Genomic DNA, 15,424 nt, shown 5'->3' with positions numbered 1-15,424 from the left:
GTAGTATCGGCCGAGTTCGCTGACCACCACCGATCGTGCACATAACCCCGACCGTTAATCGGCTATCGAGGGCCCCGATATCCCCGCCGTCCGGGCGGATGGTTCACTCAGTCGGTCCCGGCGCGGGTCGAGTCGTATCGTGAGGAATCGACGCATGGCAGAAATCACTGGGGATCAGCGCGTGCAGTCCGAGGTCTTGGAGGGTCTCGCCACAGCGGTGAATCACCGGCGCTGGTTCGTCGAGTTGGCCGTGCCCTACCTGGGCGACAATCCCATCGAGATCGGTAGCGGCCTCGGCGACTACGCCCTGGAGTGGAGCGAGCAGTTCCCCCGGTTCACCGCCACCGAGGCGGACCCGGACCGCCTGATCGCCCTCAAGGAGCGCCTCGCCGACCATCCCTCGATCGAGGTACGGCAGATGCTGCTGCCCAACTCGGAGCGGGGCGACTACAGCGCCGCGGTCTCGTACAACGTGTTGGAGCACATCGAGGACCACGTGGGCGCGCTGCGCAGCATGGGCCAACTGGTCCGGCCGGGCGGAGCCGTGGTCATCATCGTGCCGGCGTTCCAGTTCGCGATGAGCCCGGCCGACATCGCCACCGGTCACGTCCGGCGCTACACGAAGAAGACCCTGACCGCCGCGATGACCGAGGCGGGCCTCCGGGTGGAGAAGATCCACTACGCCAACGCGCTCGGCTTGATCGGCTACTTCATGGCCACCAAGGTCTTCCGCCTGATGCCGAAGGAGGGCCCGATGGTGAAGGTCTACGACACCCTCGTCCTCCCGGCGACCAAGGCCGCCGAGCAGATCGTCCGGCCGCCGTTCGGCCAGTCCGTCTTCGCCGTCGCCCGCACGTCGAGCTGACGCCCCCGCCACCACCCGCCGTCGATCATGAGGTCAGCGGCACACTGACCGTCGGCCCTGCCGCCAACCTCATGATCGATCGGGGATCGGCGCTGGTCAGCCGGCGATCTGGTAGGTGGGGCGGATGGTGGCGCGGGCCAGGGTGTGGAAGGCGAGGTTGAAGCCGACGTAGGCGGGCGTCGACTCCGGCGTCACGTCGAGGCGTTCGACGTCGAGCGCGTGCACCGCGAAGACGTACCGGTGCGGACGGTCACCGGCCGGCGGGGCGGCACCGCCGAAACCGTGCTCTCCGTAGTCGTTGCGCACGGTGAACCCGCCCCGCAGATCGTCACCGGTCGCGCCGCGCGGCAGCTCCGTCACGTCGGCTGGCAGGTTGACCAGCACCCAGTGCCAGAAGCCACTCCCGGTCGGCGCATCCGGGTCGAAACAGGTCACCACGAAGCTCTTCGTCTCCGCCGGGAAGCCCGACCAGGCCAGATGTGGCGAGACGTTGTCGCCGCCGGTGCTGCCGTGGGCGTGAGCCGCGTCCATCGGCTCACCGTTCTGCACATCTTCACTGGTCAGCGTGAAGGAGGCGACGGTCGGCAGCAGCTCGTACGGGTCGGGAGCGATGGGACGTTCCAAGGTCATCGACACAGGTCCTTCCGGAGGAGGCGGTGCTCTGCGCTCCTTTCTTACCCTGTGCGGCGCTGACATTCGACAGAACCGACCCTCATGTCTGCCGTAACCGAGAGCCCTTCACGGCGGTTGTCACCCTGCAACACCTACCCGAAGGAGTTCCTTGGCCAAGGTCTGGCGCGACTTCATCGCCGCCATCGTCGATGCCGTACGTCGGCGTGACGAGGCGGCCCTCAGCGACGAACGCCGCCGAGCAGTGGACCGGCTCGCCGACGAGAAGATCCGCGAGGAACAACGCAAACACCCACCAGAAAACACCTGAGGCGTACGCGACGGCTTCACGTCACCGCCCTGCCGGTCGCCCGGCGGAGGTGGCCGCATCACGACAAAGGCGGAGGGTGTGGGATTCGAACCCACGAAGACATCGCTGCCTTACCGGTTTTCAAGACCAGCGCCATCGGCCACTAGGCGAACCCTCCCGGACCACGCGGTGCGTGGCCGGTGCCTAGTCTGCCACGCCGGGCACGGCGGTGTATGAGCGAGCTACCCGGTGTGGCGCGACCACCGACAGCGGGTGGAGGTTGCGGGGGCCGAGGTGGAGGCGGCCGGTGATCGGGTAAGACTGGGCCATGCGCGCGATCACCATTGTCGAGCCGGGCGGACCTGACGTGCTGAGGTGGAGCGAGGTGCCCGACCCGCAGCCGGGGCCGGGTGAGGTGGTCGTGGACGTCCGGGCCACTGCGGTGAACCGGGCTGACCTGTTGCAGCGGCAGGGGCACTATCCGCCGCCGCCGGGCGCGCCCGCGTACCCCGGTCTGGAATGTTCGGGGGTGGTGAGCGCGACCGGTCCGGACGTGACCGGTGTCCAGGTGGGTGACCAGGTCTGCGCGCTGCTGGCCGGTGGCGGGTACGCCGAACGGGTGGCGGTGCCGGTCGGGCAGCTGCTGCCGGTGCCGGACGGCGTCGATCTGGTCGACGCCGCCGCCCTGCCGGAGGTGGCGTGCACGGTGTGGTCGAACGTGGTGCAGGTGGCTCGCCTGACGGCGGGAGAGACGCTGCTGGTGCACGGTGGTGGCAGCGGCATCGGCACGTTCGCGGTCCAGCTCGGCGCGGCGCTCGGCGCGACCGTGGTGGCGACCGCGCGGGCCACGAAGCACGAGCGGCTGCGTGAGCTGGGTGCCGACGTGCTTGTCGACTATCGGGAGCAGGACTTCGTCGAGGAGGTTCGGCGGGTCACCGACGGGCGGGGCGCGGATGTCGTCCTGGACATCATGGGCGCGTCCTACCTGGGCCGTAACGTGGCCGCCCTGGCCGCCGACGGGCGGTTGGTGGTCATCGGCTTGCAGGGTGGCCGTAAGGGTGAGCTGGATCTGGGCGCGCTGCTGGCCAAGCGTGGCACGGTCGCGGCCACCGCGTTGCGTTCCCGGCCGCTGGCGCAGAAGGCCGCGATCGTGCGTGGGGTACGCGAGCAGGTCTGGCCGCTGGTCGAGGCGGGCCGGGTACGTCCGGTGATCGACCGGCGGCTGCCGATCGTGGACGCGGCGCAGGCGCATCGGCTGGTGGAGTCGAACGAGCACGTCGGCAAGGTGCTGCTCACCGTCGGTTGAGCGGCGCGGCAGCCGCGCCGCCGACACCGGGGGTCACCCGAAGGCAACCGGCGGGCGAGGGCAGCTACCGGCGAGCCGGTGGTCAGCCGGGCAGGACGAGGCGGGCGCCGGGGCCCTCGCCGCCCAGATTGTCCTCCGGGTTGTAGAGGGTGCAGCGGCGCAGCGAGAGACAGCCGCAGCCGATGCAGGCGTCCAGGTCGTCGCGGAGTCGGCTCAGCAGGCGGATCTTCTCGTCCAGCCGGGCCCGCCAGGCGGTGGAGAGCTCGGCCCAGTCCTCGGCGGTGGGGGTACGCGCGGCGGGCAGGGAGTCGAGCGCGGTACGAATCTCCTCCAGCGAGATGCCGACCTGCTGGGCGATCCGGATGAACGCCACCCGGCGCAGTTCGCTCCGGTGGTAGCGGCGTTGGTTGCCGCTGGTCCGCTCGGCGCGGATGAGTCCCAACCGCTCGTAGTAGCGCAGCGCGGACTGCGCCACCCCGCTACGGGCGGAGAGTTGACCGATTGTCAGAGCTTCCTGCATCACGTCGCCTTGATTTGAACCTCGCTTCAACTTGCAGGCTATCCGCATGACGATGCTCGCTACCACGGCCCGGGTCGCCGAGGCCGCCGCGCCGCTCGACGGCCGGGAACCACTCACCACGCTGCTGGAGCGCGTACGCGCCGGTCGAGAGTTCGGCCCGAACGTCCTGTCGACCCTCGACGTGCTCCAGGTGCTCTACGACCGGGTGCTGCGGATCACTCCCGCGACCGTCGACGACCCCGACCGCGACCGTTTCCTTCTCTCCAAGGGGCACGCGGTGGCCGGCTACTACGCGCTGCTGGCCGCGAAGGGATTCATCCCACCCGACTGGTTGGACGACCAGGGCGGGCCGGACAGCCGACTCGGTGATCATCCGGATCGCACCCTGATCCCCGGCGTGGAGATCGGTTCGGGCTCGCTCGGGCACGGACTGGGACTGGGTGTCGGCACCGCGCTCGGGCTGCGCGCCCAGGGTCTGCTCACCCCCCGGGTGTACGTGCTGCTCGGCGACGCCGAACTGGACGAGGGCTCAAATCACGAGGCGATCGCCTACGCCGGAGCGGTCGGCCTGGCCAACCTGACCGCGATCGTGGTGGACAACTCCTCCGCGACCCACGGCTGGCCGGGTGGCCTGGCCACACGTTTCACCGCCAACGGCTGGACAGCCGCGACCGTCGACGGGCGGGACCACACCGCTGTCCATACGGCGCTGACCGGGCACCACGGACATCGGCCGCACCTCGTGGTGGCGGTCGTCGAGGCTGGGGAGCGGTGACGATGCGGGACAGATTCGTGGACACCACCACCGCGTTGTTGGCCGAGGATCCACGTACCGCACTGGTCCTCGCCGACATCTCCGCCAGCGCGTTCGCCCCGGCGGCCGAACGGCACCCGGATCGGGTGCTCAACGTCGGCATCCGGGAGCAGTTGATGGTGGGTGTGGCCGGCGGGCTGGCGCTGACCGGGCTGCGACCGATCGTGCACACTTACGCGCCGTTCCTGGTGGAACGGGCGTACGAGCAGATCAAGCTCGACCTCGACCACCAGGATGCGAGCGCGGTGCTGGTCAGCGTGGGTGCCTCCTATGACCGGGCGGAGGCCGGCCGTACCCATCTCGGTCCGGCCGACGTGGCGTTGTTCGACACCCTGTCCGGGTGGACGGTGCACGCACCTGGTCATCCCGACGAGGTACCGGCGCTGCTGCGCGCGACGGTCGCCGCCGAGGGCTCGGCGTACCTGCGGCTGTCGACGCTGCACAACGCCGAACCGCACGGTGGTGACGGCGCGCTCGTGGTGGTCCGGGACGCGGGGCCGGGTGCGGCGCTGCTGGTCGCGGTCGGTCCCGTGTTGGACGCTGCTCTCGACGCGACCTCGGGCCTACCGGTCAGCGTGGCGTACACGCATCGGCCACGGCCGTTCGACACCGCCGGGCTGCGGGCGCTCGCCGACCGTGAGGTGATCCTGGTGGAGCCCTATCTGGCGGGCACCTCGACCCGGGTGGTCGCGGCAGCGTTGGCCGACCGGCCGCACCGGTTGCTGGCGTTGGGGGTGCGACGCGAGGAGTGGCGCCGCTACGGCTCGGCGACGGACCACGCGCGCTGGCACGGGCTGGACGCGAACGGGTTGCGCCGCTCGATCACCGACTTCCTGGCACCGGCGTTGGTGTGATCGCCACGCGGCATGTCGGCGGCGACGCACCGCCCCGACCTGCCGCGATCCGACGCCCGCCCGCAGTAACGGAGCGGTCAGGGGGTCAGTTGGGCGCGATGTCGCGCTTGCGGCGGGTGCGTTCCCGACCGAGGATCCAGAGCGCCTCGACGCCGTCCCGCCAGGTGATCTTCTTGCCTTCCTCCCGGCCCCGCGCCCGGTAGCTGATCGGCACCTCGTACGGCCGGATGCGGCGGCGCAGCAGCTTGCCGGTCACCTCGGCTTCCATACCGAACCCACGGGAACGGATGTCCAGGGAGCGGTAGAGCTCCACCGGCATCAGCTTGAAGCAGGTCTCCAGGTCGCCGATGTAGGAGTTGAACAGCACGTTCGCCGCCATGGTGACGCCTTTGTTGCCCATCACGTACCAGAAGCTGTAGGCACTGTGGCTGCCGAAGGTGCGGTTGCCGTAGACCACCGTCGCCCGCCCGTCCAGCACCGGGGCGAGCAGCTTGGGGATGTCCTGCGGGTCGTACTCCAGGTCGGCGTCGAGGATGACCATGTACTCGCCGTCGGCGTTGGCGACCGCCGTGCGGATGGCCGCGCCCTTGCCCGCGTTGCGTTGGTGCGTGATAACCCGCAGCCGGGCGTCATCGGCGCGGCCGAGGACCTCTCCGGTGCCGTCGCGGCTGCCGTCGTCGACCACCACGAGTTCGATCTCGCACGGGTATTCGACGGCCAGCGCCTGCTTGAGGGCATCCGCGATGCGTTCTTCCTCGTTGTAGACCGGCATGAGGATCGACAGCTTCACGGGAATCTCCACGAGGGCGCACAATGTGTCGGCCATAGCCTAGCCCGGCAGGTCAGCCCGCTGGTGCAGACCACCGATGGTGATCCATGGTTGGGCACCCAGGCTGATGGTGTTTACTTCCGGCCATGTCGGCCGCCGGCTTCCTGTTCGTCCTGTTTCCCGTCGCCACGCTCGCTCTGCTCAGCGTGGCGCTTCGACCACGGGTCGTGGGCGCGGCGACACCCCGACGGCTCGCGGTGGTCCGGGCGGCCCTCGCCGTCGGCGCCTTCGCGGTGGTGACCGTCGAGGTGCTGGGGGCACTGCGGCTGCTCAACCCACTCGCGTTCGGCTTGGCCTGGCTGCTCTGCCTCAGCGCGGCGGCAGCCGCCGCCTGGTGGCGGCATCGGGTGGACGCCACGGTCGCCGTGGCGGACGCGCCCGGGTTCACGGTCGTGGGCACCACCGCCGCGTCACCGGGCCGGGCCCTGGCGTCAGGATCGTCGGGCGTCCTCGCCGCACCGGCCGGTGGCGTGGCGGTCGACACGGTGACCGTGGGGCCCGATCGACCATCGGCACCGTCCGGGCCGGGCACCGTGGCGGCCGGCGGCTGGCGCGCCGCCGTCGGCGACTTCTGGCGTACGGCGAGTCGTGGCGAACGGCTGCTCACCGGTACGGTCGCCGGGCTGGTCCTGGTCGAGTTGCTGATCGCCCTGCTGGCCGCGCCGAACAACTTCGACTCGCAGACGTACCACCTGCCCAAGGTGGAACGCTGGGTGGCTCAGGGCGACCTGACGTTCTGGGCGACCGCGATCCACCGGCAGGTCACCATCCCGCCGGGTGCCGAGTATCTGCTGCTGCACCTGCGCCTACTCACCGGCGGCGACGCGTTGCACCACCTGGTCCAGTGGGCGGCCGGAGTGCTCTGCCTGCTCGTGGTGGCCCGGGTGACCGCGCAGCTCGGCGGTGGTCGCCGGGCCCAGGTCCTCACCGTCTTCGTGTTGGCCACCACGCCGATGGTGGCTCTCCAGGCGACCAGTACCCAGACCGACCTGGTCTGCGCCGCCTGGGTGCTCTGCACCGGGACGTTGGCCTTGGACGGGCTGCGCCGACGCGCACACCTGGTCGACCTGCTCGCCCTCGGTGCGGCCACCGGGCTGACCGCGGTCACCAAGACCAGCGGGCTGCTGGCGGTCGGTCCGCTACTCGTGCTGTGGGGGGTGGGCCAGCTTCGCCTGGCGTACGTCGACCGGCCGGTCCCACGCCGCCGGGCCCCGGTCGCGGAAATCGCCCGTACCGTCGGGGCCTCCGCGCTGATCCTGCTGGTCGCCGTCGCGGTGGTCGGCCCCTTCCTCGGTCGGGTGCACGCCGAGTTCGGTCACCCGCTCGGACCGGACCGGCTGCGCACGTCGGTTCCGATGGAGCGGCACGATCCGGCGTCGGTGCTGGTGAACGCGCTCCGGATCGGGCACACCGCACTGGACACTCCGCTGGCACCGCTGCGCGACGTCTCCGCCGAGGTGATCGTCGGGGTGGCCGGGCTGCTCGGGGTCGACCCACAGGACCGCGCGATCACCTTCGGGCAGGAGATCTTCCCGGTGGCGTCCTGGTATCCCGACGAGGATCGGGCGGCGTTCCCGCTGGCCGGGGCGCTGGTGCTGGCCGGTGTGCTGGCGGCACTGCGCCGCCCGGCCCGGATCAGTCCGGACGCGGCCGGTGCGCTGCGTGCGTACGCCGTGGTGATGGTCGTCGGCGTGGTGTTGCACACCGCAATGATCAAGTGGCAGCCGTGGGGGAACCGCCTGATCCTCTACGCCCTGGCGGCCTCGGTGCCACTGGCCGGGCTCTGGCTCGACGCCGTCGTCCGCCGTACGGGGCGGTTCGCGCCTGTCGAATCACCGCGCGGTGGCCCGGTGGGCAGGCGGCCAGTCGCCGCCGGACTCGCGGTGACGGTCCTCGCCACCTGTGCGTTGGCCGGGGTGTTGTCGGTGGCGTACGGCTTCCCGCGCCGACTGGTCGGCACCGCCTCGGTCTTCACCACCGCCGAGTGGGAGAGCCGGTTCGTGCGGCGTCCGCAGTGGGCGGAGGAGTACCGCTGGGCGGCGGACGCGGTCCGCGCTGCCGACGCGCGCCGGATCGGGCTCTCCCAGCGCAACGACGACTGGGAGTACCCCTGGTGGCTGCTGCTGCGCGACGCGGACGGTTCACCACCTGACCTGCTGGCACTTCAGTCGGTGTTGGACAACCGACCGCCGACCGACCCGGCCTCGGTCGACGCGATCCTCTGTGCGGGCAGCCGGAAGCTCTGCGCCGACCTGGTGCCCGCCGGTTGGCGGTTGGAGTTCCGCAGCTACGTCGGATACGCCCTGCCCGGCGAGCGGTGACCAGGCACGGGGCAGGCTCGAGCGGTCCGGGCTGAAAAGGGGCCATTGGCCCGGGTTGGCGCAGCGCGGAAGTATTCCGAGAGGTATTCACATACCTGCATCACAGGCGCTACCGTCCGGTAACTCGATCGACGTCCCGCGATCGTGCCGAAAGGAGTGCGTCGATGTCTGGTACCCCCACCAGGCGTGAACGGACGCATCGACGGCGCCTTGCCCAGGTCGCCGTCCTCGCCACCGCTCTCGTCCTGCCGATGCTGGCCACGGCCTCACCCGCCGCCGCGGCCGACCGTCCCGCCGTCCAGCCACTTCCCGCAAACCTCGAAACCATCCGTGCCGCCGAGGCGACCGCGCTCTACGGCAGTCCCGGCATCCGCCCGATCGACCAACGGCGTACCGCGCTGATCAGCATGGGCGACAGCCAGATCTCCGGCGAGGGGGTGGGCAACTACGTGCCCGGCACCCACCAGCCGGGCAACTGGTGCGACCGCTCGTACGACCAGGCGGTCTTCCGGACCGGTATCACCGCCGACGAGCGCTACAACATCGCCTGCTCGGGTGCCACCCCGTGGAACCTGATCGCCGGTGGCCCCACCCAGCACAACGAGCTGAACCAGGGTGACCAACTCGCGATCAAGGCACGCAACACGAACATCAAGCTGATCTGGGTGGTGGTCGGCGCCAACGGCGACGGCACCATCCAGTTCGGCCCGGTCGCCACCGACTGCGCCGTCCGCCGCGTCTTCTTCCAGGGCCCCTGCTGGCCCACCTACACCGACCAGTGGGCGGTACGCACCGACGGTAGCCGTCGGGCGGTCGAAGAGGCGCTGACCGACATCCGCCGCACGATGACGAATGCCGGTTACCTCGCCTCCGACTACGAGCTGGTGCTCATGTCGTACTCCAGCCCGGCCAGTCCGGACGTGGAGGACAACCCCAACTTCCCCGGCTGGTACTCCGGCGGCTGCCTGCTGTACCTGGCCGACGCCGCGTTCGCCCGGAACAAGGCGGTGCCGATGTTCGAGTCGGCGCTGCGGGCGGCGGCGGCCAACACCGGCACCCGCTACCTCGACGCCAGCCGTCTCTTCCACGGACACGAGGTGTGCACCGACAACACCTCGGTACGCGGGCTCTACATCGAGCTGGGCATCTGGGACGAGAACGCGGCCCGCCAGTCGTTCCACCCGAACAAGCGGGGGCACGGCATGTTCGCCCAGTGCATCACCCAGTTCTACGCCTCCGGCCAGCAGCAGGGGACCTGCGTCGACCCGGCCAGCACCGGCAACGGCCAGCTCTACCCGGGGCTGATGGAGTTCCGGCAGCTGCGTAACGCGGCCACCGGCACCTGCGTCGACGGCAAGGGGTACGACTCACGCAACGGCACCGTGCAGCAGTCGTACCGCTGCCACGGCGGGCGCAACCAGGGCTTCTGGTACGACCCGACCCGGCAGTCGCTGCACTCCGAGCTCTCGCACGACCGGTGCCTGGACGTCTCCGGTGGTTCGTTGACTTCGGGCACGGCGGTCAACATCTACGACTGCCACGGCGGCACCAACCAGAAGTTCACCTTCTCCGGCAACCAGATCCGCGCCGCCGGTAACACCAACCTCTGCCTGGCCTTCGACAACCCGCTGCTCGGTACCCCCCGACTGCGGCTGGCCACCTGCTCCAGCAGCTCCCGGCAGCAGTGGTCGTTCGAGTCGCGGTCGTTCGCCCAGCCGGTCGGCTATGGCCGGGACGACTTCATCGGCTCCCGCGTCTACTGACGGCAGAAAGCAGCGGGCCCGCCGTGCTCACCGTGCTGGTCGACCGACCATCACGGGTCGGGCACGGCGGGTCCGTGCTACGCCACGAGCGGCGCGAGGTCCGTCGCAGGCTCTCCGGTGCGGGGCCCGGTCAGCGGGCCGCGACGGGTTGGAAGGTGGCCGGTCGAGCGGTCGGCGACTCGGCGACGGTGGCCACGATCCGGGGCTGCTGACTGCGTACGCGGGTGCGGAAGGCATGGTTGAGCAACGCGTCCAGCTGCCACACCTGCTTGGGGTACTGGGTGCGGATCAGGAAGCGCTCGCGGATGCCGTCGATAGCGGTGGCGGCCAGTTCCACGCAGTGCAGTCGCGGGTCGGGGCTCCAGGTGACGTGGCTCAGCTCGCGCAGCTCCGTGTTGAGGTGCAGGCGGAGTCGGTGCAACACCCGGGTCTGCCGGGTGACCACGAGCCGCCGGTGGGTGAGCAGCAGCAGGTACTCCCCCTTGACCGGTCGGTCGGGCCGACTGCACCGGGTGACCAGGATGGTGGCGTCGCCGGAACCCACGCAGCGACGGAACACCGGCATGTGCCGGCTGGCGGTCTGAAGCGCCAGGCCAGCCTCGGCGGCGGCCGGAAGGAACGTTCGGGAGAAGACGTCCATGACCTGCCCAACGACCCTGCCGGTGCCGTGACGTGGCCGATGGACATGCTTTTTGCAATTTCCACATCACGCGCCGTCGGCACGCACCGTCCGCCGCCGACGATCGGTGCCGCCGCTCCGGCCGTCGGGTGCTACCTCCGGCTGCTCAGAGCAGCTCGACGATGGTCGCGTTGGCCATCCCGCCGCCCTCGCACATGGTTTGCAGACCGTAGCGGATTCCGTTGTCCCGCATGTGCGCGAGCATGGTGGTCATGATCCGGGCACCCGACCCGCCGAGTGGATGCCCGAGGGCGATCGCGCCACCGCGCGGGTTGAGCCGCTCCGGGTCCGCCTCGGTCTCCGCCAACCAGGCCAACGGCACCGGGGCGAACGCCTCGTTCACCTCGTACACCCCGATCTCCTCGATGCCCAGCCCCGCGCGGCGCAGCGCCTTCGCGGTAGCCGGGATCGGCGCGGTCAGCATGGCGACGGGGTCGTCGGCCGCCACCACCGCCGTGTGGATGCGGGCCAGTGGGCGCAGCCCGTGCCGGCTGGCCCATTCGCTCGTGGTCACCGCGAGTGCGGCGGCCCCGTCGGAGATCTGCGAGGCGGAACCGGCGGTCACCACGCCCTCCGGATCGAACGGGGTGGCCAACTCGCCGAGCTTCTCCAGCGAGGTGTCACGCCGGATGCCCTCGTCCATCGCGAACTTGCCGCCGTCGGCGAGCACCACCGGGGCGATCTCGGCCTCGAACGCGGCGGCGTCCTGCGCGGCAGCGGCCTTGTCGTGGCTGGCCAGCGCGAACTCGTCGAGCTGGGTACGGGACAGCCGCCAACGTCGGGCGATCAGCTCCGCCCCCACGCCCTGGTTGAAGGGGAGCGGGGAGTCCTCGGCGACCCCCTCGACCCCCCGGTAGCGGGCCAGGATCTGCTCGCTGAACGGCATCCCGCCGGCCACGCTGGAGCCCATCGGCACCCGGGTCATCGACTCCACACCGCCCGCGACGACCAGGTCCGCCTGCCCGGAGAGCACCGTGGCCGCGGCGAAGTGCAGCGCCTGTTGGCTCGAACCGCATTGCCGGTCCAGGGTGGTGCCGGGCACCGACTCGGGCCAGCCGGCGGCCAGCACGGCGTTACGGGCGACGTTCCACGACTGCTCACCGACCTGCGAGACGCAGCCCCAGATCACGTCGTCCACCTGGGCCGGATCGATCCCGGTGCGCTCGGCGAGGGCGCGCAGCACGTGGGCGGACAGGTCCACCGGGTGCACCGTGGCCAGGCTGCCCTTGCGCCGCCCGACCGGGGTACGCACCGCACCGACGATAACCGCGTCACTCATGTCTACTCCCCGGTAACTTGGGCTACCCCGATCCTACGCCCACCCGGACCGACCGTCCCGTCCCCGCCCTCCCGTGCCGTCTCCACCGCCGCCGGATGCCGGGATACGACGGCACTGGCATCCTGGGTGCCGTGGCGTACGACACGATCGCGCAGCAGTGGCGGGTGCCGCTGGCCCTGCCGATCCTCAAGCTGGTCACGGCGATCGCCGTGCTCGCCCTGGGGGTCCTGTTCGCCGAGGGCGACCCGCTCCGGCCGGTGCTCGGCGGGTTGGCTGCGGCGGTCCTCACGGGTTGGGGCCTGCGGGACCTGGTCACGCCGGTCCGGCTGGCGGTGGACGCGACCGGCATCACCGTGCCGGCGGGGCTGCTGAGCCGACGCCACCTGCCCTGGCCGACGGTGGAGACCATCCAGGTGCAGCGATCCGGCCGCGCGTTCGCCGGCCCCACGCTGGAGATCGACGCGGGCGATTCACTGCACCTGTTCAGCCGACTCGACCTCGGCACCGACCCGGCCGAGGTCGCCGAGGCGTTGCACGCCGTCCGCGCCGGACGCCACGACGACGTCGGCTGACCCACCTCGTGCCGGTGAGACCGTCGGGCCGCGCGGCGGGCCGTGGTCAGCCCAGCAGTGCCGCCGTACGGACCAGGGCCATCGCGAGCAGCACCACGACGATGACCGCCCCGCCGACGAACTGCACCAGAGTCCGACGCGACCGGGGAGCGTAGGCCAGCACCAAGGCCATCAGCGCGCCGAACACCAGGCCACCCAGGTGCCCGGCGATCGAGATCTGCGGCACGGTGAAGGTGAAGATCAGGTTGATCACCAGGATGGGGAGGATGGCCGAGGTGTCCCGGCCCAGCCGTCGCATGATCACGAAGATCGCCGCGAAGAGGCCGAAGATGGCGGTCGACGCACCCGCCGACATCTGGTTGGGCGCGCTGAACACGTAGACCGCGACGTTGCCGCCGAACCCGGCGATGAAATAGAGCGCGGCGAAGCGCAGCGGCCCGAGCACCGCCTCCAGCGAGCGGCCCAACACCCACAGCGCCCACATGTTCAGCAGCAGGTGCACCACGCCGTAGTGCAGGAACATCGCGGTGATCAGCCGGTACCACTGGCCCTCGGCCACGCCGCCGATGGTGCCGTCGAGGAACATCGCCCGGCCCAGCACCGCACCCCACTCGGTCAACGGGGTGCTGCCGCCCATCAGCCCGCCGAAGCCGTTCCCGCCGGCCGCCGCGTCCCCGCCCCGGTCGGAGGCGATCGAGGCCAACATGACCAGCAGGTTGAGCGCGATCAGGGTCTTGGTCACGTAGCCGTGTCGACCGGCGACGCCGCCACCGAAGGCGGTCCGTGCCGGGCGGACGCTACGCCGCCCCTCCGCCACGCACTCCGGGCACTGGAACCCGACCGATGCCTCGTTCATGCAGTCCGGGCAGATCGACCTGTCGCACCGGGTGCAGCGGACGTACGTCTCCCGTCCGGGATGGCGGTAGCAGGCCGGCGTGGTCGGCGGGGACTCACTCATCGCTTTCCCCAGATGCCCGAGCGCTCAGTCATGCGAGCAAAGGTACCTTGAGCCTTCTCCCACACGCTCTCTCCGACGGGTCGCGACTGGCCCGGACACGGATGTCGTGTCCGGGCCAGTCGCCGACGCCACGGTCGTTGTCCGCCCACCGCCGGTGGTCGCGACCAGCGAAACTGGTACGCCGGACCGCAGCACTCGCAGGCCGGTCCGACGCCCCCTGCGGACGTACGCTCAGGCCGACCGCTCGATCTCGACGCGCTCGATGACGACGTCCTGAAGCGGCCGGTCACTGGGGCCGGTCGGGGTGTTGGCGATCGCGTCCACGACTTTGGCGGACTGCTCGTCGGCCACCTGCCCGAAGATGGTGTGCCGGTTGTTCAGGTGCGGAGTCGGCGACACGGTGATGAAGAACTGCGAGCCGTTGGTGCCCGGCCCGGCGTTCGCCATCGCCAGCAGGTACGGCCGGTCGAACCGCAGCTCGGGGTGGAACTCGTCGGCGAAGGTGTAGCCCGGCCCGCCACGGCCGGTCCCGGTCGGGTCACCCATCTGGATCATGAACCCGCTGATCACCCGGTGCGCGATGGTGCCGTCGTAGTACGGCCCTTTGCCCGGCTGCCCGGTCCGCGGGTCGGTGTACTCGCGCGTGCCCTCGGCCAGCTCGACGAAGTTGCGGACGGTCTTCGGCGCGTGGTTGGCGAAGAGTTCCAGCCGGATCGGGCCGGCATTGGTGTGCACGGTGGCGTAGACAGCCTCGGCCACGGGTACTCCTTACTCGTTGGTCAGTTCCATGCGGATCCTCCCATGTGCCCGATCTGGACATGCGGAGGCATCCGAAGGTGGAGGATGAGACAGAGCAACTCCCAGGAGGTGGGACCGTGTTTGGAAACTGGCGGCGCAAGACCCAGGCGCAGTTGGCCCGGGCCGAACTGAACCGCGGCGTCGGTCATCTGAGGCAGGCCGCCACGCATGCCGCGAGGGGAGCCGGCGACACGGTCGGCCCGCGGTTCCAGGCGGCCCGCAGTGCGGTGGCACCGACCGCCGTCGTCGTTCGGGACCGGGCGTCCAGCGGTCTCGCGTCGACGGCCGCCGCCCTCGCACCGCTCGCCCTGGCCGTACGTCAGGCGCAGTCCGAGGCGGCCGATCGGGCCGGCAAGGGGAAGAAGGCCGCTGCTGCCAAGCAGACGTCGGTCAGCAGGAAGGCGAAGAAGATGAAGGCGAAGAAGAAGTCCCGCCGGAGCGGCACGATGGTCGGTCTGCTGGCCGCCGGTGTGGTTGCCGGACTGGCCGGCGCGGTGGCCCTGCGGCGATACCGCGAGCAGCAGGAGTGGGCCGAGTACGACGCGGGTGCCGCGTTGGAGCCGATGCACGAGGAGGTGGAGACCATCGAGGTGCGCACGGCCGGTCCGGCCGGTGCCGGCAAGGCGGCGACCGGAGCGGGCAGCTCGGCGGTGGCCGGCGGCGACAGCGCCTCCACCACCCCCACCGCCACCGCCTCCCGGGTCACCCCCAACGACAAGGTCCCCTCCGTCGCCGAGGGCGCCCGGACCAGCTCCGGCCGTCCCGCCGACGACCTGACCAAGGCCACCAACCACAAGGCCCAGACCCGTCCCTGAGCACGCGTCACCCACATCGATCATGAGGTTGTTGCCGCGCCGGTGCGCGGCAACAACCACAAGGCCCAACGGCGCGGTCACGACCCGTGGGTTGGGCGGAACCAGCGGTGGAGGGCCAGGGGCGTGGCGCGC

General features: G+C 70.7%; 16 protein-coding genes and 1 tRNA gene. 9 read left to right on the top strand and 8 right to left on the bottom strand.

From position 1 onward, the window contains the following. The first annotated feature begins 154 nt into the window (after window positions 1-154). Window positions 155-865 (top strand): class I SAM-dependent methyltransferase, encoded by a 711-nt coding sequence (locus tag ACLQ2S_RS20995; RefSeq protein WP_155221415.1) that lies wholly within the window; start codon window positions 155-157, stop codon window positions 863-865. Window positions 866-961: 96 nt separating this feature from the next. Here the strand turns inward: ACLQ2S_RS20995 and ACLQ2S_RS20990 are convergent, their stop codons facing one another. Next, a complete protein-coding gene (locus tag ACLQ2S_RS20990) occupies window positions 962-1,495 on the bottom strand; it encodes a YbhB/YbcL family Raf kinase inhibitor-like protein (protein ID WP_155221416.1) in 534 nt (177 codons plus the stop codon). 151 nt (window positions 1,496-1,646) lie between these two features. Here ACLQ2S_RS20990 and ACLQ2S_RS20985 point away from each other — a divergent pair, with 151 nt between their 5' ends. Continuing rightward, window positions 1,647-1,805 carry a hypothetical protein gene (locus tag ACLQ2S_RS20985; protein ID WP_155221417.1) on the top strand — a complete coding sequence of 53 codons (159 nt, stop codon included), beginning with the start codon at window positions 1,647-1,649 and terminating at the stop codon, window positions 1,803-1,805. Window positions 1,806-1,875: 70 nt separating this feature from the next. Here ACLQ2S_RS20985 and ACLQ2S_RS20980 read toward each other — a convergent pair. Continuing rightward, window positions 1,876-1,962: transfer RNA gene (locus ACLQ2S_RS20980), tRNA-Ser, on the bottom strand. Between the two features lie 150 nt (window positions 1,963-2,112). On the opposite strand from ACLQ2S_RS20980, the gene ACLQ2S_RS20975 reads away from it, so the two are divergent. Next, window positions 2,113-3,090 (top strand): NAD(P)H-quinone oxidoreductase, encoded by a 978-nt coding sequence (locus ACLQ2S_RS20975; RefSeq protein ID WP_155221418.1) that lies wholly within the window; start codon window positions 2,113-2,115, stop codon window positions 3,088-3,090. Window positions 3,091-3,172: 82 nt separating this feature from the next. Here ACLQ2S_RS20975 and soxR read toward each other — a convergent pair whose 3' ends face one another. Then, entirely contained in the window at window positions 3,173-3,610 is a 438-nt protein-coding gene (soxR, locus tag ACLQ2S_RS20970) for a redox-sensitive transcriptional activator SoxR (protein WP_155221419.1), read from the bottom strand. A gap of 46 nt (window positions 3,611-3,656) precedes the next feature. On the opposite strand from soxR, the gene ACLQ2S_RS20965 reads away from it, so the two are divergent. Together ACLQ2S_RS20965 and ACLQ2S_RS20960 are read left to right on the top strand one after the other, a co-directional pair. Continuing rightward, window positions 3,657-4,385, top strand: coding sequence for a transketolase (locus ACLQ2S_RS20965; RefSeq protein WP_155221420.1), 729 nt, complete (start codon window positions 3,657-3,659; stop codon window positions 4,383-4,385). 2 nt (window positions 4,386-4,387) lie between these two features. Continuing rightward, entirely contained in the window at window positions 4,388-5,278 is an 891-nt protein-coding gene (locus tag ACLQ2S_RS20960) for a transketolase family protein (RefSeq protein WP_425702377.1), read from the top strand. Window positions 5,279-5,363: 85 nt separating this feature from the next. Here the strand turns inward: ACLQ2S_RS20960 and ACLQ2S_RS20955 are convergent, their stop codons facing one another. Then, entirely contained in the window at window positions 5,364-6,068 is a 705-nt protein-coding gene (locus tag ACLQ2S_RS20955; protein WP_309223731.1) for a glycosyltransferase family 2 protein, read from the bottom strand. Window positions 6,069-6,193: 125 nt separating this feature from the next. Here ACLQ2S_RS20955 and ACLQ2S_RS20950 point away from each other — a divergent pair, with 125 nt between their 5' ends. Next, window positions 6,194-8,428 (top strand): DUF2142 domain-containing protein, encoded by a 2,235-nt coding sequence (locus ACLQ2S_RS20950; RefSeq protein ID WP_155221423.1) that lies wholly within the window; start codon window positions 6,194-6,196, stop codon window positions 8,426-8,428. 164 nt (window positions 8,429-8,592) lie between these two features. Then, a complete protein-coding gene (locus tag ACLQ2S_RS20945; protein WP_155221424.1) occupies window positions 8,593-10,191 on the top strand; it encodes a ricin-type beta-trefoil lectin domain protein in 1,599 nt (532 codons plus the stop codon). 130 nt (window positions 10,192-10,321) lie between these two features. Here ACLQ2S_RS20945 and ACLQ2S_RS20940 read toward each other — a convergent pair whose 3' ends face one another. After that, complete coding sequence (locus ACLQ2S_RS20940; protein WP_155221425.1) at window positions 10,322-10,831, bottom strand: hypothetical protein; 510 nt, start codon at window positions 10,829-10,831, stop codon at window positions 10,322-10,324. A 145-nt stretch (window positions 10,832-10,976) separates the two neighbouring features. Then, the gene (locus ACLQ2S_RS20935; protein ID WP_155221426.1) at window positions 10,977-12,149 is read right to left on the bottom strand and encodes a thiolase family protein; all 1,173 of its coding nucleotides are present in this window, start codon (window positions 12,147-12,149) and stop codon (window positions 10,977-10,979) included. A 131-nt stretch (window positions 12,150-12,280) separates the two neighbouring features. Between ACLQ2S_RS20935 and ACLQ2S_RS20930 the strand changes: the two genes are divergently transcribed. After that, window positions 12,281-12,721 carry a PH domain-containing protein gene (locus ACLQ2S_RS20930; protein ID WP_309223732.1) on the top strand — a complete coding sequence of 147 codons (441 nt, stop codon included), beginning with the start codon at window positions 12,281-12,283 and terminating at the stop codon, window positions 12,719-12,721. A gap of 46 nt (window positions 12,722-12,767) precedes the next feature. On the opposite strand, the gene ACLQ2S_RS20925 is transcribed toward ACLQ2S_RS20930, so the two are convergent. Together ACLQ2S_RS20925 and ACLQ2S_RS20920 are read right to left on the bottom strand one after the other, a co-directional pair. Next, window positions 12,768-13,679 (bottom strand): rhomboid family intramembrane serine protease, encoded by a 912-nt coding sequence (locus ACLQ2S_RS20925; RefSeq protein WP_155221428.1) that lies wholly within the window; start codon window positions 13,677-13,679, stop codon window positions 12,768-12,770. Window positions 13,680-13,910: 231 nt separating this feature from the next. Further along, window positions 13,911-14,438, bottom strand: a complete 528-nt coding sequence (locus ACLQ2S_RS20920) for a peptidylprolyl isomerase (protein WP_309223733.1) — start codon at window positions 14,436-14,438, stop codon at window positions 13,911-13,913. Window positions 14,439-14,497: 59 nt separating this feature from the next. On the opposite strand from ACLQ2S_RS20920, the gene ACLQ2S_RS20915 reads away from it, so the two are divergent. Then, window positions 14,498-15,292, top strand: coding sequence for a hypothetical protein (locus ACLQ2S_RS20915; RefSeq protein ID WP_155221429.1), 795 nt, complete (start codon window positions 14,498-14,500; stop codon window positions 15,290-15,292). The last annotated feature ends 132 nt before the right edge of the window (window positions 15,293-15,424 follow it).

The organism is Micromonospora sp. DT48 (genome assembly GCF_049844495.1).
In the GTDB taxonomy this organism is placed as follows: domain Bacteria; phylum Actinomycetota; class Actinomycetes; order Mycobacteriales; family Micromonosporaceae; genus Micromonospora.
The sequence above is the reverse complement of the archived record's forward strand: the minus strand, read 5'-3'. Positions and strand labels throughout refer to the sequence as shown.